A 20,607-nucleotide genomic window follows, 5' to 3' on the forward strand; every position below is an offset into this window, starting at 1 on the left:
GAACCGTGCCGGGGGCGCTGCCCCTCAGCCCATCAAGCGCCAGTGGTTGTCGAACATCAGCCCGGTCACTGTGTCCAGCGCAGCCACCGCCCGGTCGCTGCTGCGGCTGGTCCGCTCGGCCACCCCATGGCCGCCGCCGGCCCATAGCCGCCCGCCATCGCGGGCCACCGGGCAGACTTCGCTTTGCGGGCTGCTGCCCAGGTAGCGCGCCTGGGCGTCAAACCAGGCCATGCAGTCCGACTTGGGGCAACTGACGACAAAACCGCCTTGTGCCAGCGGCGCGCATTCCACGCTGCCGCCGTAGCCGGCCAGCGGTGGCTGGTCCTGCGCCAGCAGCAGGCGCTGGCCATCCCAGACGGCGAAGATGGGCGCGCTGTGGCGCCGCGCATCGTCATGCTCGGCCTGCAGCGCAATGCCCAGGCGCTGGCGCGCGGCATCCCAGGCCAGGTGGCGGATCGACAGGCGCGGGTCGGGCAGCTTCCACTGGCCCAGCAGGCGCCCATCGGCCGGGTGCAGCGCGACCAGGGACGGGTCCATGCTGTCCAGCCATTTCTTGCTGCGCCCGGTCTCGCTTTGGGTGGGAATGCCGCCATTGGCGACGACCAGGGTGCCGGCCGGCAGACTGCCCAGCGCGGCGGGCAGCACCAGCAGCTCATGCGGGTCCATGCCATGGCTGCGCCATTCGGCCAGCTTCTCCAGGCTGGCGGCGTCGCGCAGGCCAATGCAGCCCTGGCTGTCTTCCAGATCGGTTTCGGTGGTGAAGAGGATGCCGCTGCGGCCTGCGCCAGATTGAGCCCACGCAGTGGCCGGCGCCGCCAGCGCCACATGGCCGTTGAAGCAGCGGTCCTCCTGCATCCAGGCCCATTGCAGCGCGTCCGTCTCGGGCTGCCAGCGCAGCAGCCAATCGCCGGGCCGGCGCGCGGCAAACACCAGTTGGCCGCCCGGCAGGGTTTGCACGCCATGGCCGCGTGTGGGCAACGGGGTGCGCGCTGCCATGCGCCAGGCATGGCCGCCGCCGGCCTGGGGCAGTACTTCAAGCACACCGGCCCAGTCCTGCGCCATCGCACTGGGTCCATCGCGCCAGACGGCTGCGAGCCGGCTTATACCCGCCGTACTGCCCGCATCGTTGGCAAAGGACAGCTCGGCCAGGCCCAGCGCGCCCATCGCCGACGCGCCCAGCCCGCGCAGCAGCGCGCGCCGGGGCAGGGATGTGGATAACACCGTCACCGTTTGTCCTCAGTCGCCATCGCTGTCGCTAAAGCCCAGCGGAATATCGAGCGCCGGCGCCACCTCGGCCTGGTACAGCGCGGTGATGCCCTTGAGCTTGGTGGCGAGCGCCAGAATCTCGCTGTTGGCCTGCGCGCCCTCCTTGGCGGGCACTTTGCCGGGGGCCGGCATCGCGGCATCGGCCGCGCCCATGGCCTCGCGCCAGCGCTGGGCCAGCCCGATATGGCCCTTGCTGAGCAGCAGTGCTTCGATCGAGATCAGGTCCTTGCCGGGCACGGGCGGCTGCTGGCGCTGCGCCGGGGTGAGCAAGGCCTGGGCATGCAGGGCCTGCCACTGGGTCTGCCACTCGCGCCAGTTGTCGGCCATTGCGATGCGGGCAAAGGCGGGGGCCTTGCTGCTGCCCTCGACCACCTTGACCGGCTTTTCCATCTGCGCCCAGCGCAGGCGCTCCAGCCCGCCCAGCCACTGGTTGACCCATTCCTCGATGGCCGAACCCGTCTCCTTGGCGCCGGGGCTGGCCACATCTTCAGGCTCGCTCTCCGAGCCTTCGACGCTCCAGGTCTTGCTGCGCAGGGGCTCCAGCGCCGCCTGCAGGCTTTGGGCCTCGGCGCTGATGGCTTTGGCCACCTGCACTGCAAACGCGCATTCCGGGCTGGCTGGTTGCAGGCCCTGGCTCAGCAACCAGTCCAACGCGCCAAAGCCCTTGGCGGGCGTGCCCACCAGCTCCATGTCGGCAGCGGTCTGCGGGCCTTTCTTGACGGCGCGGGTGATCAGCGCTGTGCGGATCGGCGTGAAATCGATCTGCCGCAGCGAGCGGCGCTCCACCAAGGGCCCGACGCTGGGCGTTGACAACTGCAGCCAGGCGGTATGGCTGCGCTGCCACTGGCCGCGCAGCTCTGCTGCCGCCGTTTTGGCGGCAGCGGCCGGTCCGGCGCAGAAGCTCGTCAGTGCCTGGTCCTGCGCGTTGGCGGCCTGGGTAAACGCCGCCGCGCGCGCTGGCAGGTGCTGGCCATACAGGCTTTGCAGCGCCTGGGCAGCCGTGTAGTAGGGCATGGGGGTGTCCGCGGCCTGCGCCAACGGGGCAAGGCTGCCCGTGGCGGCCAGGGCCGCCAGGGCGCAGGCCCTGCCCAGCGATTGCGCGGCCGTCACAGGCCAGCGCTTGGTACCGACTTGCGTCATAGCGACTCCACAAACTTGACCAGGGCCTCGCGCTCGGAGGCCTCCATGTTCAGCACCTGCTGTTTGGCCTGCTCGGCCTCGCCGCCATGCCAGAGAATGGCCTCCAGCACGCCGCGCGCACGGCCATCGTGCAGCAGGCGCTGGTGGCCGTTCACGTCCTGAATCAGGCCAATGCCCCACAGCGGCGGCGTGCGCCACTGCTGGCCGTTGGCCAGAAAGTCCGGCCTGCCATCGGCCAGCGCCGGGCCCATGTCATGCAGCAGCAGATCGGTGTAGGGCCAGATCTTCTGGCCGGCAATGTTCTTGGCCGTCAGCCTGGGGAAGGGGCCGGGGCCGGTCACATAGCTGGGCTTGTGGCAGACGGCGCACTGCGCCTGGGCAAACAGGCGCTGGCCCAGCTTGACGGCCGAGTCATTGATGTTGCGGCGGGCCGCAGGCGCCAAGGTGGCCTGGTAGAAGATCACATCGTCGAGCGTCTTGTCGTCGATCTCGGGGGCATCGGCGCGCGCCTGCGCCGCCGTGCGGCCGGCGGTGGATTTGTCCAGTCCGCCGCCATGCGGTGCGGCCAGGCAGTCCTTTTGCGCCGGGGTGCAGTTCTCGTTCGGGAAGATGCGCGAGGTGATGCCCATGTCGCCCGAGAAGGCGTTGGCCGTCTGGTGCGCGACGCTGGGCGAGTTGGCCTTCCAGCCGAAGCGGCCAATCGCCTCACGCTGGCCATAGGCATCCCAGACGCGGTTGACCTGGCCCTTGATGGGGCCGGCCAGCGCCGCCTGCTCCTGCACATTGGCGAGGATGTCGGCCTCGGCAATCGCTTCGATCAGGCCCACGCCCACCACCTGGGGTGCGATGCGCGGGCTCAGCATCACATCCTTGGCCATCGGGCCGTAGCCCAGGTCGGTCAGCTCGTAGCGTGGCTGGATGAGTTCGTAGGCCGTGCCATCGGCAAAGCGGCCCTTGATCGGCGTGCCGTGGATGCGCACGATGCCCTCGGGCTTGACGCCCTGCACGGCCGCGTTGTTGAACTGGTCGCCATAGGTCGGCTCGGGCACCACGCCCGCATGCGGGTCGGCCTTGCCGGGTACCGACAGGCGGATCAGCAGCGCCACCGTGGGCTCGGGATCGGGCCCCAGCGTGCGGTGGAACTCTGGCGGCTCACCGCGCCCATCCATGACGTGGCAGCCCGCGCAGCTGCGGGCAATGAAATGCGGGCCCAGGCCATCGCGCAGCCGGGTCGAGGCCGGTGCCTCCACCCAGTTGCGCTTGAAAAAGGAGTTGCCAATGACAAAGCGCGTGCGCTCTGCATCGGCCAGCGAAGCAAAAGGAAACGAGAACGCGTTCTTGCCGGTGGCAAACACCGTGGTGTCGCCGCCGGTCATCTCGCTGGGGTCTTGCACGGGCGCCGCTGCGGCGGCCTCGGCGGGGGCGCTGGTCTGCGCCACGCTGGCCTCCGGGCGCAGGGCCACCACCAGGGCGGTGGCCGCGCACAGACCCGCTGCTGCCCATGCCAGCCGCTGCACGCGGCCACCGGGCTTGTTGTCATTCATCTTCACAGACATAGTGCAGCAACGGTCCTTCGTCAGGGCTGGACCAGGGTCAGCTTGGTGATGCCGATGGCATTGGCCGCCTGCACCAGCAGCTTGGACTGCTCGGTTGCGCTGTCCACCGCCGCCTGGATGCGCTTGCGGCCCGGTGCGTCGGCGCCGCCAATGATTTCGCGGTCGAACGGGGCCTGGATGCCTTCGGTCGCCTTGACCGTGCTGGCGATCTGCGCGCTGGTCTTGCCCGACAGCTCGGCATTCTTGGCCGCCACCAGGTCGGCCAGCGAGGCCACCTTCAGGGTCGAGCCATCGCGGCGCTTGTACTGGCCCATCCAGACGTTCTGGATGCCGGTGGCATTGGCGACCATGTCGCGGTGGGTGTTGTCGGAGAAGCAGGAATGCTCGTCTTCCTGGTCCTGCGAGTTCAGCGGCACTTCCATGCGCTCGCCCGCCAGTTCTCCGCGCGAGAGCGAGCCCAGGCCGACGATGATCTTGCGCACCGACTCCACGCCACCCTTGTCAAACTGGGCGCGGTAGTTCTTCTGGCCCGGCGCCCAGGCCTTGGTGACGCTGGCCAGGTCGTCGATCAGCAGCTCGGTCACCACCTTCAGGTAGAGGCGGCGGCGGTCGGCGTTGGCGCGCTTGCCATCGACATAGTCTTCAAACGAGCGGTCGCCCGGGCCGGTTTCGGACAGGTCCTGGCCCCAGAGCAGAAACTCGATCGCATGCCAACCAGTGGCAATGTTTTCCTCGCCGCCGCGCTCGTTTTGCTTGGCCAGGTTGGCCTTGGTGATCTTGAACTTGGGATCGTTGATGAAGCCGGCGTTGGGCTTGCCCTCGACATAGTCCACATAGGACTCGTCCATCGGCCAGGCATTGATCTGGCCTTCGGGGCCGTTCTCGTCATCGATCGGGCCGCCGTAGAAACGGAACGCTTCCGTCTGGCCATAGAACTCACGCGCGTCGAGCCAGCTCTTGCGTGCGGCTTCCAGCGTCTCTTTGGAGGGGGCTGCGAGCAAGGCGGCAATGGCCTTTTGCATGTCGCGTGCCGATGCCAGGCTGTCGCTGTAGTTGGCGTAGACCAATTCGCTGTAGCCCACTGCCACCGCACGGGCGTCCAGCTTGCCGGCCTTGGCGGCCGCCGTCTGTGCAAACGCCGGTGCAGACACGCCGGCAACTGCGCCCAAACCCAGGCCCAAGGCCAGCCCCAACACCGAACGGCGTACTAGTCGTTGCGACATAGATTCCCTCTTCCAAAAAAACATGCAGGCACAGCGGCGCTGTGCTGCTCAACAACAAGGGTTTGGCTTGGCTGCTATAGGCGTGCGTGTTGTGAATTCTTATCGCAGCAGCTTGGCTAGGTGGTCGAAAGCCAGGCGGGTGAAGCACCGGTCTGCCCCTGTCTCCGGGGGCAAGAAAGCCTGGTTTCGAATGGCTTCAGCGCAGTCCCTTGGTCCACACGGGCGTATGGGCAGGCTCGCTGAGCGGCATAGTATCGCCGCAGTCACAAATCCGCACAACCTGGGACGGATCTAGCGATCCTCTGCAGGGCCCTTGCCCAACGGGATGGACGCGGATCGGGATGCGGCGCATCGCGCCTTTTGCCGTCGAGCCATAACAGGGGCTTTGCAGCAGGTCCCCATGCGGCGCAAAAAAAGGGCGCCTGCAAGCGCCCCGGTACCGGTCAAAGGCCAGGCGGCTTTAAAGCACGCGGCTGATCTTCATCATGTTGGTGCCGCCGGGCGAGCCCATCGGCTCGCCACAGGTGATCGCATAGATATCGCCGCTTTGCACGATATCGCGGGCCTTCAGGTGCACCTCGGCCTGGGCCAGTGCGGTGTCGCGGTCGGCGCTGGTGTCCATCAGCAACGGGCGCACATTGCGGTACAGCGCCATCTTGCGCTGGGTAGCCACCTTCGGCGTCAGCGCGTAGATGGGGATCTGGGTGCGGTGGCGGCTCATCCACAGCGCGGTCGAGCCGCTGTCGGTCATCGCGACCAGGGCCTTGGCACCCAGATGGGTGGCAGTGAACAGCGCGCCCAACGCGATGCTCTGGTCGATGCGCTGGAAGGTCTTGCCCACAAAGTCGGTGTCCACATCCCAGTCGGCCGAGGCCTCAGCCTGGGCGCAGATGTCAACCATCTCCAGCACCGTCTCCAGCGGGAACTTGCCGGCAGCCGTCTCGGCGCTCAGCATCACTGCGTCGGTGCCGTCCAGCACGGCATTGGCCACGTCGCTCACCTCGGCGCGGGTGGGCACGGGGTTGGTGATCATGCTCTCCATCATCTGCGTGGCGGTGATGACCACCTTGTCCATCTCGCGCGCCATGCGGATCATCTTCTTTTGCAAGGCCGGCACTGCCGCATGGCCCACTTCCACCGCCAGGTCACCGCGCGCGACCATGATACCGTCGGACACGCGCAGGATGTCTTCCAGGTGCGGAATCGCCTCGGCACGCTCGATCTTGGCAATCAGGCCGGGGCGGTGGCGGTACTCGGCTGCGGCCACCATACACAGCTGGCGTGCCATTTCCATGTCGGTGGCGGTCTTGGGAAAGCTGACGGCTACGTAGTCGGCCTGGAAGCTCATCGCGGTCTTGATGTCCTCCATGTCCTTGGCCGTCAGCGCCGGCGCGGTCAGGCCGCCGCCCTTTTTGTTGATGCCCTTGTTGTTGGACAGCTCGCCACCGAGCTTGACGGTGGTGTGCACCGCGTCGCCCAGCACACCATCGACAGTCAGCACGATCAGGCCGTCGTTGAGCAGCAGCACATCGCCCGCGCGCACATCGCGGGGCAGTTCCTTGTAGTCCAGACCCACGCCCTGCAGGTCACCGGGCTCCTGGCGGGAGGCATCGAGTACAAACTTCGCGCCCGGCTCCAGCATCACCTTGCCTTCGGCAAACTTGCCGACACGGATCTTGGGGCCTTGCAGGTCGGCCATGATCGCCACTTCACGGCCGGCACGCTGCGCCGCCTCGCGCACCATGCGGGCGCGGTCCACATGGTCCTGCGCCTTGCCGTGGCTGAAGTTCAGACGCACCACATTGACCCCCGCACGGATCATCTCTTCGAGCAGGGCCGGCTCGCTGGAGGCGGGGCCCAGCGTGGCAACAATCTTGGTGGCGCGGCGGATCTTGGGCGAAATCATGGACAGGTCCCTGTGTCTTTGTCTCAAAAGTGGGGCCGGCCCTGTCACCAGATACCGGCCCGATGTAATTCAGTTCCATTCTGACACGAGAAACAGCCACTGCGAGTTACAGCGCGGTTTCATTCGATGTGCGTTTGCACAATGGCGCGGCCCGCAAAAAACACCTGCAAGACGCCAGGCCCGGCAGGTGTTGTGTAAACGCAGGTCGGATCAGGCCAGATCGGCAGGCCGGGGCGCGCCATCGCGCATCAGCGCTTCGATCTCGTCGGCCTTGACCGGCACGCCGCGCGTGAGCAGCTCGCAACCATCGTCGGTGATCAGCGCATCATCCTCGATGCGGATGCCGATGTTGTGGAACGCTTCAGGCACGCCATCGGCCGGGCGCACATAGATACCGGGCTCAATGGTGGTCAGCATGCCGGGGCGCAGGATGCGGCTGGGGCGGTTGAGGATCAGCTCGCCCGAGAGCGGATCGCGCCGCTCGCTGGTGTGGCCGACTTCGCTGGGCTCGATGTAGCTGCCGCAGTCATGCACATCCATGCCCATCCAGTGGCCGGTGCGGTGCATGTAGAACTGGAAGTAGCTGCGGTTGTCGATGACATCCTGCACGCTGCCGACCTTGTTCTTGTCGAGCAGGCCCAGATCAAGCATGCCCTGCGCCAGCACGGCGACGGTGGCGTCATGCATGTCGTTGAAGCGCTTGCCGGGCCGGGCCAGCGCAATGGCCGCATCCTGGCTGGCCAGCACCAGATCGTACAGATCGCGCTGCGGGCCGCTGAACCTGCCATTGGCGGGGAAGGTGCGGGTGATGTCGCTGGCATAGCCATCGAGCTCGCAGCCTGCGTCGATCAGCACCAGCTCACCATCGCAGATGGGCGCGGCATCGGCGCGGTAGTGCAGCACGCAGGCATTGGCGCCAGCGGCCACGATGGAGCCATAAGCCGGGTACTGCGAGCCGTATTCGCGGAAGGCCTGCAGCAGCTCGGCATCCAGGTGGTACTCGCGCACATCCTGGCCGGCGCGGAGCATGCGGGCCGAGCGCTGCATCGCCAGAATATGGGCGCGGGCGCTGATGGCCCCGGCGCGGCGCAGGATCGGCACCTCATGCGCATCCTTGAAGAGCCGCATTTCGTCGAGCACGGTGCACAGGTCGCGCTGCTGCTCGGGCACCAGCGCGCCATAGCGGGTGCGGGCACGCACGCCGTTGAGCCACTGCGCCACCGTGCTCTCCAGCCCCTGGTGGATCGCAAACGGGTACCAGACCACGCTGCGGTTCTCCAGCATCTTGGGCATGCGGGCGGCCTGCTCGGCGACCGAATAGGCCTGCGTCACACCCAGGGCCGCCACCGCTGCCTCCGGGCCCAGGCGGTAGCCGTCCCAGATCTCGCGCGCCAGGTCCTTGGGCGCGCAAAACAAGGTGGTCTTGCCATCGGCGGTGATCACGAGGCTGGCATGGGGCTCGGTGAAACCGGTCAGGTAGTAGAAATAGCTGTCGTGGCGGTATAGGAAGTCGCTGTCGCGGTTGCGCGGATGCTCGGGCGCCGTGGGGATGATGGCGATCCCGCCTTCGCCCAGCTGGCGCGCGACCTGGGCGCGGCGCTCGGCATAGACGGACTGTGCGGGTATGGCTGGGGTGGGGGCAGGTGCGTGCATGGCGCTATCGTACTGCAGAGCATGGCTGCAGCGCCCGAGCTTGCATGGGCGCGGCAAGCCCTTTCGCCGCTTTTTATAATTTCAGCGACTTGGCACATAATGCCGCATGCCCCACCGCTGGAAACCCAACGTCACCGTGGCCGCCGTCATTGAGCGCGATGGCCGATTTTTGCTGGTCGAGGAAGACACCTCGGACGGCATCCGCCTGAACAACCCGGCGGGCCATCTGGACCCGGGCGAATCCCCCATCCAGGCCTGTGTGCGCGAGGTGCTTGAAGAGACGGCCTTCGACTTCAAGCCCTCGGCCCTGCTGGGCATCTACATGAACCGTTTTGTACGGACCAAGAGCGGCGCGGACACCACCTATATGCGCTTTGCGTTCACTGGCACGGTGGGCGCGTTCTATGAAAACCAGCCGCTCGACGAAGGCATACGCCGCACCGTCTGGATGACCGCCGATGAAATGCGCGCCGAGGCCCACCAGATGCGCAGCCCGCTGGTGCTGCAGTCGCTGGACGACTACCTGGCCGGCCAACGCTTTGCGCTGAACCTGATCTACACCGATGCATCGGTGCTGGTGCAGCCCGATGGCGTGAACCCGCTGGAATAGACCCCGGGAAGCCTCAGGCATCGCACCGGCAGCCTCGGGGGCGGCCCCTGGCCGCTGCGTTCATTGCATGCTGATCTTGCGCTCCTTGACCACCTTGCCCCACTGCTCGTACTCCTTTTTCATGAAGGCGGCAAATGCTGCGCGTGTGGTCGGTTGCGGCGTCAGGCCGTGCACCTTCAACGCCTCGCCCACAGCGGGGTCGTTCAGCACCTTGACAATCTCCGCATTCCAGCGTTCGAGCACCGGCTCGGGCGTCTTGCCCGGTGCCACAAACGCATACCAATTGAGCGCTTCGAAGCCGGGGTAGCCCGCCTCGGCAACGGTGGGGATGTTGGGCATGTACGCGGGCCGCGTCAAGCCGGTGGTCGCCAGCGGAATCAGCTTGCCGGTCTCGATATGGGGAAGCGCTGTCGGCGGAGCCGCAAAGTACGAGGTCACGCGCTCCCCGATCAAGTCTTGCAGCGCGGGAGCGCCTCCTTTGTAGGGGACATGCACCATGTCGACGCCAGCGCGCTGGTTGAACAGCTCGCCCGCCAGGTGCGAGGCTGACCCGGCGCCGGTGGACGCATAGTCCACGCCGCCGGCCGTCTTCCGGGCCTTGGCCACAAAACCGGCCAGATCCTTCACGCCTGCGCCCTGGTGCACCACCAGCACATTGGGAAAGTTCACGCCGCCCGAGATCGGCGCCAGGTCCTTGAATGGGTCGTAACCGACTTTCATGATGTGTGGCGCGATCGTCAGCGGGCCCACCGATCCGAACAGCAGCACCGAGCCATCGGCGGGGGCCTTGGCCACAAACTGGTGCGCGATGTTGCCACCGGCGCCGCCCCGGTTGTCCACGACCACCGTCTGGCCGAAGTTCTCCCCGAGCTTCTTGGCAATCAGGCGGGCTGCTGAATCTGCCGCACCGCCAGCTGCAAAGCCCACCACCAGGGTGACCGGTTTGCGCGGCGGAAAATCCTGGGCATGGCCGGCGCCCTGCACCGCCACCAGTGCGAGCACCATCGTGCGCAACAGCGCTTGTCGTTTGTTCATCGTGAGTCTCCTGGGTATGGGATTTTTGTCAGTCGGCGCCCAGGCCTACCGGGCTGGGCTGCCGCTTTTCAGTGTTGTGGCGCAATAGCGCGGCCGTGCGGAACACGCCATGGGCAAACTTGCCGTAGGGCAGCGTGGCGAACAATGCGATCACCGCGCCCAGGTGCAGGCACAGCAACAGTGCCAATGCGGGCGTGCCGCGCCCCAGCCACAGCGCCATGCCACTGGAGGCCACCACAAACAGCAGCGCAATGAAGCCAAGGTCCATGGGCTTTTGCCGGGAATCACCGTGCAGCGGGTGACGGCTTCGGTGCAGGCGCCACAGGCCCACCGTGCCAACCATCATGGCCAGCCCGCCCAGCGCACCCAGCACCTTGGGCAGGCTGGGCAGCTCGTAAGGCGCAGGCAGGTCGAAGGCATAGTGGTACACCGTGGCCAGCGCCGTTGCCGCAAAGCACAGCGCAAAGCCGTAGAAGGTGAAATGGTGGAACCGGCGGCGCGTCAGCGTGTAGGCATCGTCTTCGTTGTGGCAGCCCTCGCCATGGCCGCCATCGAGGTACTTGAGGCGCAGCACATCCTGCGTCGCCTCTGCCGCAGCCGGCATACCGACATCCACCCCACTGGTGGCGGGCTTGACCTCTTTCCAAAAGCGGCGCACGCCCATGAAGAGCGCCAGCACTACCAGCAAAAACACCGGCGCAAAAATGCCCACCATCAGGCCATGCGGGAACAGGTTGTAGAAGTTGTTGCCCAGCTGCGCATTCCACAGCTGGCCCACGCCGCCCCGCAACGCGACAGCCAATGCCAGAAACAGGAACAGCCCCAGCACCATCGCCAGCGACAGGGTCAGGCCGTTTCGCTGGTACAGCCGCCCCAGCGCAGGAGGCCAGGCATAGTCGGCATAGGTCTGGCCCCGTACCTCGGCCATGGCCTGGGGGATGTTGATGGCAAACTCGTGCGGCGGCGCGTACTGGCAGGCATGCAGGCAGGCGCCGCAGTTGTGGCACAGATTGGCCAGGTAATGCGCATCGGCCTTGCCAAACTCCAGACGGCGCGTCATCGCCGGGAACACGGCGCAAAAGCCTTCGCAGTAGCGGCAGGCATTGCAGATTTGCATCACGCGCGCCACCTCTTGCTCTGCGGGCGTCTGCGTGGGCGCAGCGATGATGGGGATGACCTTGCCAGTGGCCAGGGTCTGGGCCTGCTGGCCCAGTTCTTGCAGTGATTGGATGCTCATTCAGACCTCGTCGTTCACAGCGCCATGCAGCGCGGGCTGGCCGGCAGCGGCCAGTGCAGCATTGCGGCCGGCAATCCGCCCGAAAGCGGTACCAATGGACATGCCCACCCCCGCCGTGTAGCCCTTGCCCAGAACATTGCCCGCCATCATTTCGCCCGCCACGAACAGGTTCTGGCTGGCCTGCCCGCCAAAGCGCACTGCCGCGCTGTCATCGACCTTCAAACCCAGGTAGGTGAAGGTCACGCCCGGGCGCAGTGCATAGCCATAGAACGGGCCGGTATCCAGCGGCCGGGCCCAGTGCGTCTTGGCGGGGCTGATACCTTCGGTGTGGCAGTCGTCGAGCGCCGTATGGTCGAAATGGCCCGCCTTGCAGCTGGCGTTGTAGGCCTGGAGGGTCTGCATGAAGGTCTCCACCGGCAGTCCCAGCTTCTGGGCCAGCTGCGGCAGCGAATCAGCGCGCACGCCCGGAAACACCGGCGGCATGAAGCGGCCGATGGCTTTGCTGTCGATGATGGAATACGCCATCTGGCCAGGCTGCTGTGCAACCAGCCGGCCCCAGATGGCATAGCGCTTGGGCCAGAAATCCTCGCCTTCATCGTAGAAGCGCTGGGCATCGCGGTTGACCACCACGCCCAGCGACACGCAGTCAATGCGCGTGCAGATGCCGCCGTCATACAGCGGTGCACGGGCATCGATGGCCACCATGTGCGCCTGGGTGGGGTCGCCCACGGCATCGGCAAGCTGGTCCTGGAGCATGTGCTTGAGCAACACACCCTGGTTGAAGGCCGTGCCACGGATGAGGAAGTTGTCGGCAGGCCATTCGCCACGGGCATTCTGGCCCCAGGCCTCGCGCAGCCACTCCCGGTTCGACTCAAAGCCGCCGGCCGCCAGCACGCAGCTTTTGGCAGTGATGCGCTCGCCCTTGCACCAGGCGGCCTCGAAGCGGCCGTTGGCGATCTCCAGCCGGTCCACCGGCGACTCGTAGCGCACGTCCACGCCCATCGCCTGCGCACTGCGGTAGTAGGCATTGACCAGGGCCTTGCCGCCACCCATGAAAAACGCGTTGGTGCGCGCCACATGCAGCGCACCCGACAACGGAGGCTGAAAATGCACGCCATGCCGGCGCATCCAGCTGCGGCAGGTTGAAGAGGCGCGGATCACCAGGCGGGCCAGGTGCTCATCGGTGATGCCGGCAGTGACCTTGAGCAGGTCTTGCCAGTACTCCTCCTCCGGGTAGGCATCGACCAGCACATCCTGCGGGGCGTTGTGCATGCAGCGGAGATTGCGGGTGTGGCCGGAGTTGCCGCCGCGCCATGCGCGTGGTGCCGCTTCCAGCAGCAGCACGCGGCTGCCCGCTTCACGGGCCATGAGGGCAGCGCACAGCGCGGCATTGCCGCCACCGATGACGAGCACATCGGTGTCAAAGGCTTCAGTTTTCATGAGGGGTTGCCACAAGGCGTGCCTGGTGGCGGTTCAACGTGGGAAGGGCCCGTCCTGGTCGTGGCGCTGCATCACAAGGGATGCGGTCCCGGCACCCCGACCGGCGAGAGTTGCCCCCACTGTAGACAACCGGTCCGCGCCGGTGCAGCCGTCCCTGGGCATGGGGGTATCACGGTTTGTGATGTGGCCGGGCGCCGCCCGCGTTCAGGCCGCGAGCGAGGCGCCCAGCCATTGGCCCGATTGCACCAGCCGTCTGGCGCAATCGACCAGCACCACGCGCGCGGCGAGCGCCGCGGGCGACAGCTCATCGTCCGACAGGCTGCACAGCGCCGCCTTGCGGCGCACCGAATCGTCTGCAATCTGCGACCACTGGAAACGCGCCTCCGCATCGCGGTACATGCCGACGGCCGACCAGGGCTGGACGGTCGCACCCATGCCTGCGTCCACCGCCTCCATCAACAGCGGCAGCGAATCGATTTCCATCGCCATCTGCGATTGGAAACCCGCACTGGTGAACGAGGCCATCACCGAGCTGCGCAGCCCATGGCTGCCCGAGGGCAGGATCAGCGGCACCTGTTGCAGCTGCGCCAGACTGACCGGCGCGCCATGGCGGATCTTGGGTGCAACAGGGCTCTGGCGGGACTGGATCAGAAAGAGCTGCTCTTCGAGCAGCGGCGTCACCCGCCAGCGGCGTGCGCTCTGCGTGTCGAACAGAATGGCAATGTCCATCTGCCGGGCGTTGAGCAGACTGGTCAGGTGGCCGGACAGCGCCGAGACCATGTGCAGCCGCACATCGGGGTAGCGCTCGCGCATGGCCCGCAGCAGCGGCAGGCCCAGCACGTTGGCGATCGTCGGAGACAGGCCCATGCTGACAGCGCCCGACAGCCGTGCCTGCTGGGCCGCATGGATGGCCTGGTCGGCATGGCGCAGGCTGAGCTGGGCTTCATGGAAAAACGCCAGGCCCGCCTCGGTCGGGATGACACCGCGTGAGGTGCGCTGGAGCAAACGGGTAGAGAGCTCGGACTCCAGGCGGCTGACCTGCTGGCTCAGGGCCGACTGCACCATGTCCAGATCCAGCGCGGCGCGGCTCATCGAGCCCAGTTCAACGATGCGTACAAAGTAGCGCAGCTGGCGCAGTTCCATGGTGGGGTTCCTTCCGAAGTCGCAGCCGCGAGCGCGTGCAGATGCGCGCATCCTCGCACAGATTGGAGCCCCGCCGACGCCTGGCGCCAACGCGATTGCGCAGCGCAGGCAAGCATGGCATTGTCCCTGGACCATAACGAGGAGACATACCATGCCCCACCACGACCCCCGTCGTTTTGCCACCCGCCTGGCGCTGCCACTGGCCGCTGCGCTGCTTGCCGCCGGTTGCAGCTCCCTGGGCACACCGCCCACCAGCCAGCACAGCGCCAGGATTGCCGGGCTGGAAAAGCCGGCCGAGGTACTGGTCGACCAGTGGGGCGTGCCGCACATCTACGCCGGCACCACCTATGACGCTTTTGTCGTGCAAGGCTATATGGCGGCGCGCGACCGGCTCTGGCAGATGGACCTGTGGCGCAAGCGCGGACTGGGCCAGATGGCCCAGGACTTTGGCCCGGCCTGGGTCGAGAGCGACAAGGCGGCGCGCGCGGTGCTGTTCCGTGGCGACATGTACCGCGAATGGCTGGCCTATGGCTCGGACTCCAAACGCGTCGCCGAGGCCTTTGTGGCCGGCGTCAACGCCTTCGTCGCCCAGACCCAGGCCGACCCCAGCCTGCTGCCCGAAGAGTTCAGGCTGCTGGGCTACCAGCCGGCCCGATGGGCTGCGGAAGACACGGTCCGCATCCGCCACCATGGCCTGACCCTGAACTTCACCGGCGAAGTGGACCGCGCCCAGGCCTTTTGCGAGGGCCAGCACAACGGCACCCGGGTGGACTGGCTGCGCCGCGAGCTGGTGCCCGATGTGAAGCCGCAGATTCCCGAAGGGCTGGAGGTCTGCGGCCTGCCCGGCAAGGAGCTCAAGCGCGCCTATGCGCTGGCCACCGCCAGCCCGCGCTTTACCAAGGACAACGTCAAGGTCTCGGCCCAGGACATGGCACCCGAGCAGTTGCTGGCGCTGTCCGAATCCACCTTGAACCAGCCCGATGCGAATACCTTGGCCAGCTACGGCAGCAACAACTGGACGATCGCACCGAGCATGACCACCACCGGCCGCCCGATTCTGGCCAATGACCCGCACCGCGCCCATGGCGCGCCCAGCCTGCGCTATATCTCGCACATCTCCGCGCCTGGCATGGATGTGATTGGTGCTGGCGAGCCGTTTTTGCCCGGCATCTCCATCGGCCACAACGGCCGCATCGCCTTTGGCCTGACGCGCTTCTACATGGACCAGGAAGACCTGTATGTCTACGAAACCAACCCGCAAAACAGCAAGGAATACAAGTACCAGGGCCGCTGGGAGCCGATGACCCGGGTGGCCGAAACCATTGCGGTCAAGGGCGCCGCCCAGCCCGTCATCGTCGAGAACTGGTACACCCGCCACGGCCCCGTGCTGGCTGCCGAAGGCAACAAGGCCTATGCGCTGCGCGCCGCCTGGCTGGACTTGGGCATGGCGCCCTACTTCGGCTCGATGGACTATATGCGTGCGCAGGATTTCGACCAGTTCCGCGCCGCGATGAACCGCTGGGGCGCACCGGGCGAGAACCAGGTCTATGCCGACAGCAGTGGCAACATTGGCTGGATTCCGGGCGGGCTCACCCCCATCCGCCCCAACTGGGATGGGCTGACACCGGTGCCCGGCGACGGCCGCTATGAATGGTCGGGCTACCGCAACGGCGACGAGCTGCCCTGGGAGTTCAACCCGCAGCGCGGCTATGTCGTGACGGCCAACGAAAACAATGTGCCGCCCACCCACCCGCTCTACCAAAAGGGCATTGGCTACGAATGGTCGGACGCGGCCCGCGCGCAGCGCCTGCATGGCCTGTTTGAAAAGGCCGCCAAGGACGGCAAGAAGCTCAGCGTCGCAGACTCCGAAGCCTGGCAGACCGACATCGTCGCCGTGCCTGCCCAGCGCCTGCTCAAACTGCTGGCACCGCTGCAAAGCAGCGATGCACAGACTGCCCAGGGCCTGGCACTGCTGCAAGCCTGGGACGGCACGATGGCCAAGGACAGCGCAGCCGCCGCGCTCTACGAAGTCTGGAGCAATGCCACCCTGAAGAAAGCGCTGACCGACAAGGTGCTGGCCGCCAACGAGCGCAGCTTTGCCAAAGAGACCAGCGCTACCCGCATGATCGCGGTGCTGGAAAGCCCGCAGGGCTGGATGAGCGAGGCCGAGCGCGACCAAGTGCTGCTCTCGTCCATCGCACCGGCGATGCAATGGATCCAGACCAAGCTGGGGGCCGATGCCAGGAGCTGGACCTGGGGCAGCCTGCACCAGGCGATCTTTGTGCACCCGCTCGCCAGTGTGGTGGACAGTGCCACCCAGCAAAGGCTCAATGTCGGCGTCGGCGGCATCGGCGGCTCCTGGGCTACGCCGATGGCCACCAGCTACAACGTGGACACCTACCAGCTGACCTCTGGCGCATCCTTCCGCATGGTGGTGGACGTGGGCAACTGGGACGCCTCACGCGTGGTCAACACGCCAGGCCAATCGGGCAACCCCGCCAGCCCGCATTACCGCGACCTGGCCAACACCTGGGCCGCAGGCCAGTACTTTCCGCTGGCCTACTCGCGCAGTGCGGTGGAAAAGGCCACCCGCGAGCGCATTGCGTTGACACCGCAGTAAGCCACGGCGGCGCGGCAGCCGCAAGGCGATGCAGGCCATCGTCGGATCGCCTGCATCGCCCTCTGCCCCCACGGGTCTGCGGGGGTGTTGTGCAGGTGCTTACAGCAGGGCCAGCCGCAGACCTTCTGCCGAGAGCCCGTAGGCCTGCATGAACACCTCATAGCGCGCATGCGTACGGGTGTCCTCGAGGGTCTCCATCCCCACACTGTGCAGGTTGCCTTGCAGCCGCTGGCCTTCACGCAAGGGCTGGTTGCCCCATTGTTCGGCCAGCGCGTAGCTGCCACCGGCCAGCTGCAGGCCGATGAGGCCGGTCTGCGGCTGGTAGACCAAGATCTGTGCTTGCTCCATGGCGGGACTCCTTAGCAGTGGCAACCGGGTGGGCTAGGGCAACGGCGCCTTACTGGCCGCCCTTGGCGCGCGCATAGCTGTTCATCAGATTGCGGTAATCCGGAATGTGGTTGCTGAACAGGGTGCCCAGGCCTTCGACATCATTGCGCCAGTCGCGGTGCAGCTCACAGGCCACGCCGAACCAGGTCATCAGCTGCGCGCCTGCCGCCTCCATGCGGCGCCAGGCCGAATCGCGGGTGACTTCGTTGAAGGTGCCCGAGGCATCGGTCACCACGAACACATCAAAGCCCTCTGCAATCGCTGCCAGTGCCGGGAAAGCCACGCAGACCTCGGTCACCACGCCGGCAATGATCAGCTGCTTTTTGCCGGTGGCCTTGACGGCCTTGACGAAGTCCTCGTTGTCCCAGGCGTTGATCTGGCCGGGGCGGGCGATGAACGGTGCACGGGGATGGGCCTGGACCAGCTCAGGTACCAGCGGGCCATTGGGCCCATCTTCAAAGCTGGTGGTCAGAATCGTGGGTAGCTGGAAATAATTGGCCAGATCACTCAGCGCCAGCACATTGTTCTTGAACTTGTCGGGGTCGATGTCGCGCACCAGCGAGAGCAGACCGGTCTGGTGGTCCACCAGCAGCACGGCAGCATTGTCTTTGTCGAGGCGAACATAGGGCTTGGAGGTCATGGTCGTTCCTTTTCTGAAGCGCTGGCGGGACGGGCCCACCGCAAGCGTCTGCAACGAGGATTCGTGCTTAACGCCTGAAACGAATATTAGCGATGGAACGATCAACGATAAATCACTGAAATTCGCATTCATCGTTCAAAAAAAAGAACGATCAGCACGGCTTGGCGCATAGCCCTTGCACAGCGGCCGCCCGCTGACGAGCGGATAATTGCGCCCATGGTTAAACAGCGCATCGTAGTGGGGCTGAGTGGCGGCGTGGATTCGGCCGTCACCGCGTATTTGCTCAAAAAGCAGGGGCACGAGGTCGTCGGCATCTTCATGAAGAACTGGGAAGATGACGACGACAGCGAGTACTGCTCGTCCAACATCGACTTTGTCGATGCCGCAGCCGTGGCCGACGTGGTGGGCATCGAGCTCGAACACGTCAACTTTGCGGCCGACTACAAGGACCGGGTGTTTGCCGAGTTTCTGCGCGAATACCAGGCCGGCCGCACACCCAACCCGGATGTGCTGTGCAATGCCGAGATCAAGTTCAAGGCCTTTTTGGACCATGCCATGCGGCTGGGCGCCGAAAAGATTGCCACCGGCCACTACGCCCGTGTGCGCCAGAACCCCGGCACCCAGTTGTTCGAGCTGCTCAAGGGCCTGGACCCGGCCAAGGACCAAAGCTATTTTCTGCACCGCCTGAACCAGGCCCAGCTGTCCAGATCGCTGTTCCCGGTCGGTGAGCTGAAGAAGACCGAGGTGCGCCGCATTGCCGAGGAAATCGGCCTGCCCAATGCCAAGAAGAAGGACTCCACCGGTATCTGCTTTATCGGCGAGCGCCCTTTCCGCGACTTTCTCAACCGCTACATCAGCCAGGAACCGGGTCCGATCCTCGACGACCGCAACCGCAAGCTGGGCAAGCATGTCGGCCTGTCGTTCTACACCTTGGGCCAGCGCTCGGGCCTGGGCATTGGGGGCGTGAAGGAAAAAGGCGCTGCCCGTGGCGCAGGCGAGCACGCGCCGTGGTTTGTGGCCCGCAAGGAGCTGGACAAGAACATCCTGCGCGTGGTGCAAGGCCATGACCACCCCTGGCTGCTGTCGCAGGCACTGGACGCCGACAACACCAGCTGGGTCGCCGGCCACCCGCCCGCTGCCGGCACCTATGGCTCCAAAACCCGCTACCGCCAGCCCGATTCGCCCGCGATCATCGGCGCCGATACGACGCCCGCGCAGTTCCACCTCGACTTCCCCGAGGCGCAATGGGCAGTGACGCCGGGCCAGTCCGCCGTGCTGTATGACGGCGAGGTCTGCCTGGGCGGCGGCATCATTGCCAGCGTGGCGCCTTCAACGGCTGCTTAAAAATCCAGCAGCTCAGGCGGGTGCGGCAGGCGCCTGCGCAGCGCCCGGCAGCTCATCGCGCAAGATCCAGGCGGCCTCCTGCGTGCAGGCATGTTCGGGGTAGCGGATCTTCATGCGCATGAACACGCGCACGGCCTGGTCGGGCTTGTTGGCGCCTTGCTTGAGCACGCGCACCGTCAGCTCCAGCGCCTGGGGCACCAGATCGCTGCCGGCATAGCTTTTCTCGAAACCATGGAGCAAGGCCAAGGTGTGCGGCAGTTGCATGCGCTTCCAGGCCATCTGTGCCAGTGCCAAGGCATGGCTGGCTTCGTTCAGCCGAAAGCCCTTGTCGCGCTTGTAGCAACTGCCCCAGACCTCCAGCGCATCGGCACTGCGCTGCTTGCGCAGCAGCAGCGCAACATAGCTTTGCGCATGGCGCGCCAGCTCATCGCCCTTGTCGCTGAGCTTGAGCACGCGGTGGTAGCGGCGCTGGTCGGCCAGGCTGTCCGGTTCGCTGCGCTGCCATTCACGGGCTTCAGCCAGGGCGGCGTTCATGTCGCCGCTTTGCACCAGCTGGGCCATCTGGGCATCGCGGCGCTGGGCCAGCGCAGTCTGCGGGTCCACCACCGGCGCGCCGGCTTCGGCCTGCGGCGCCTTGTCCGGCGTGATGCCCAGCGCCGCATGGTTCTGGTACATCACATAGCCAATCATCGCGGCAATCACGCCGTTGAAATAGATCACGACAAAGGCCAGCAAGGGCGCCAGCAGCGCCTGGGGCACCACCGTGACCAACAGCGCAAAGGCCATCGGCACGCCCTGCATCAGCAGGAACAGAAACAGGCACAGCAGGCCATAGGGCAGACCGATGGCACCCATGGTGCCAAGCAGCAGGAAGGGGTTGATGGCAGCGCGCAGGCTGCCGCTGGTGATCAGCACCATCAAGGTGGCGGGGATCAGAAAGGACGAGAGCAGATCGCCCAGCGCCGCCAGCCCCGGGCTGACCCGGGCGAGCATGCCGATCAGAAAGCCATGCACCAGCAACACGCCAAAGAACTTCCAGGGCAGCACCTTGAGGTCGGCATCGCAGGGGTAGTCGTCGTAGTCGTTGCTGTCGAGCACGCCATGCGAGGCATAGGCCGCGATCTTGAACGCATGCCGGCTGATCGCCAGCAGCAGGCCCACCGCCACGACCAGGCCGATCAACAGGCCCCACATCAGCATATAGGCGCAGAGCGACAGCACCAGCGCATACAGCAAGGGCTTGCGCTGCAGCGGGAACAGGAAAAAGCTGTTGAGCTTGCGCCAGAACGGCTCGATCACCCATTGGGCGCTGTCAACCTCGTCGTCTTGCTGTGGAGAACGCAATGGGCCCATGGCCAGCCTTTCTGTCTGCAGCCCCCGCTGGCGCAGCATGGGAGCGATCATAAG

The 20,607-nt window shown here is 66.0% G+C and carries 16 protein-coding genes; 3 read left to right on the plus strand and 13 right to left on the minus strand.

Going from position 1 to position 20,607, the window contains the following annotated elements:
• Window positions 1–24: 24 nt before the first annotated feature.
• The 6 genes from AB7A72_RS12315 to AB7A72_RS12340 all read right to left on the minus strand — a co-directional run bounded on the left by AB7A72_RS12315 (window position 25) and on the right by AB7A72_RS12340 (window position 8,744).
• Window positions 25–1,227: a DUF1513 domain-containing protein gene (locus AB7A72_RS12315; protein ID WP_369460151.1), complete on the minus strand. Its 1,203-nt coding sequence runs from the start codon at window positions 1,225–1,227 to the stop codon at window positions 25–27.
• A 9-nt stretch (window positions 1,228–1,236) separates the two neighbouring features.
• Window positions 1,237–2,406, minus strand: a complete 1,170-nt coding sequence (locus tag AB7A72_RS12320; protein ID WP_369460152.1) for an imelysin family protein — start codon at window positions 2,404–2,406, stop codon at window positions 1,237–1,239.
• Entirely contained in the window at window positions 2,403–3,962 is a 1,560-nt protein-coding gene (locus tag AB7A72_RS12325) for a di-heme oxidoreductase family protein (protein WP_369460153.1), read from the minus strand. The genes AB7A72_RS12320 and AB7A72_RS12325 overlap by 4 nt, the downstream gene beginning before the upstream one ends.
• Window positions 3,963–3,982: 20 nt before the next feature.
• Window positions 3,983–5,185 (minus strand): imelysin family protein, encoded by a 1,203-nt coding sequence (locus tag AB7A72_RS12330; RefSeq protein WP_312450787.1) that lies wholly within the window; start codon window positions 5,183–5,185, stop codon window positions 3,983–3,985.
• Between the two features lie 460 nt (window positions 5,186–5,645).
• Window positions 5,646–7,091: a pyruvate kinase gene (gene pyk / locus AB7A72_RS12335; RefSeq protein WP_239809780.1), complete on the minus strand. Its 1,446-nt coding sequence runs from the start codon at window positions 7,089–7,091 to the stop codon at window positions 5,646–5,648.
• A gap of 210 nt (window positions 7,092–7,301) precedes the next feature.
• Window positions 7,302–8,744 carry an aminopeptidase P N-terminal domain-containing protein gene (locus AB7A72_RS12340; protein WP_369460154.1) on the minus strand — a complete coding sequence of 481 codons (1,443 nt, stop codon included), beginning with the start codon at window positions 8,742–8,744 and terminating at the stop codon, window positions 7,302–7,304.
• Between the two features lie 106 nt (window positions 8,745–8,850).
• Between AB7A72_RS12340 and AB7A72_RS12345 the strand changes: the two genes are divergently transcribed.
• Window positions 8,851–9,354 (plus strand): NUDIX hydrolase, encoded by a 504-nt coding sequence (locus AB7A72_RS12345; protein WP_239809782.1) that lies wholly within the window; start codon window positions 8,851–8,853, stop codon window positions 9,352–9,354.
• A gap of 60 nt (window positions 9,355–9,414) precedes the next feature.
• On the opposite strand, the gene AB7A72_RS12350 is transcribed toward AB7A72_RS12345, so the two are convergent.
• The 4 genes from AB7A72_RS12350 to AB7A72_RS12365 all read right to left on the minus strand — a co-directional run bounded on the left by AB7A72_RS12350 (window position 9,415) and on the right by AB7A72_RS12365 (window position 14,209).
• Window positions 9,415–10,389, minus strand: a complete 975-nt coding sequence (locus tag AB7A72_RS12350; protein WP_407064978.1) for a Bug family tripartite tricarboxylate transporter substrate binding protein — start codon at window positions 10,387–10,389, stop codon at window positions 9,415–9,417.
• A 28-nt stretch (window positions 10,390–10,417) separates the two neighbouring features.
• Window positions 10,418–11,626, minus strand: coding sequence for a tricarballylate utilization 4Fe-4S protein TcuB (gene tcuB / locus AB7A72_RS12355; protein ID WP_369460155.1), 1,209 nt, complete (start codon window positions 11,624–11,626; stop codon window positions 10,418–10,420).
• Window positions 11,627–13,066, minus strand: coding sequence for an FAD-dependent tricarballylate dehydrogenase TcuA (gene tcuA, locus AB7A72_RS12360; protein WP_369460156.1), 1,440 nt, complete (start codon window positions 13,064–13,066; stop codon window positions 11,627–11,629). It lies immediately after the preceding gene.
• Window positions 13,067–13,270: 204 nt separating this feature from the next.
• Entirely contained in the window at window positions 13,271–14,209 is a 939-nt protein-coding gene (locus AB7A72_RS12365; RefSeq protein ID WP_312450797.1) for a LysR family transcriptional regulator, read from the minus strand.
• Between the two features lie 151 nt (window positions 14,210–14,360).
• On the opposite strand from AB7A72_RS12365, the gene AB7A72_RS12370 reads away from it, so the two are divergent.
• A complete protein-coding gene (locus AB7A72_RS12370) occupies window positions 14,361–16,829 on the plus strand; it encodes a penicillin acylase family protein (RefSeq protein ID WP_369460157.1) in 2,469 nt (822 codons plus the stop codon).
• Window positions 16,830–16,928: 99 nt separating this feature from the next.
• On the opposite strand, the gene AB7A72_RS12375 is transcribed toward AB7A72_RS12370, so the two are convergent.
• Window positions 16,929–17,177, minus strand: a complete 249-nt coding sequence (locus tag AB7A72_RS12375; protein WP_369460158.1) for a hypothetical protein — start codon at window positions 17,175–17,177, stop codon at window positions 16,929–16,931.
• 49 nt (window positions 17,178–17,226) lie between these two features.
• On the minus strand, window positions 17,227–17,856 hold the full coding sequence (gene ycaC / locus AB7A72_RS12380) for an isochorismate family cysteine hydrolase YcaC (RefSeq protein WP_239809788.1): 630 nt from the start codon (window positions 17,854–17,856) through the stop codon (window positions 17,227–17,229).
• 216 nt (window positions 17,857–18,072) lie between these two features.
• Between ycaC and mnmA the strand changes: the two genes are divergently transcribed.
• Window positions 18,073–19,200, plus strand: a complete 1,128-nt coding sequence (mnmA, locus tag AB7A72_RS12385) for a tRNA 2-thiouridine(34) synthase MnmA (protein ID WP_312450804.1) — start codon at window positions 18,073–18,075, stop codon at window positions 19,198–19,200.
• Between the two features lie 12 nt (window positions 19,201–19,212).
• On the opposite strand, the gene AB7A72_RS12390 is transcribed toward mnmA, so the two are convergent.
• Window positions 19,213–20,553, minus strand: a complete 1,341-nt coding sequence (locus AB7A72_RS12390) for a hypothetical protein (protein ID WP_369460159.1) — start codon at window positions 20,551–20,553, stop codon at window positions 19,213–19,215.
• Between the last annotated feature and the right edge of the window lie 54 nt (window positions 20,554–20,607).

The organism is Comamonas sediminis, assembly GCF_041107495.1.
GTDB lineage: Bacteria > Pseudomonadota > Gammaproteobacteria > Burkholderiales > Burkholderiaceae_C > Comamonas > Comamonas sediminis.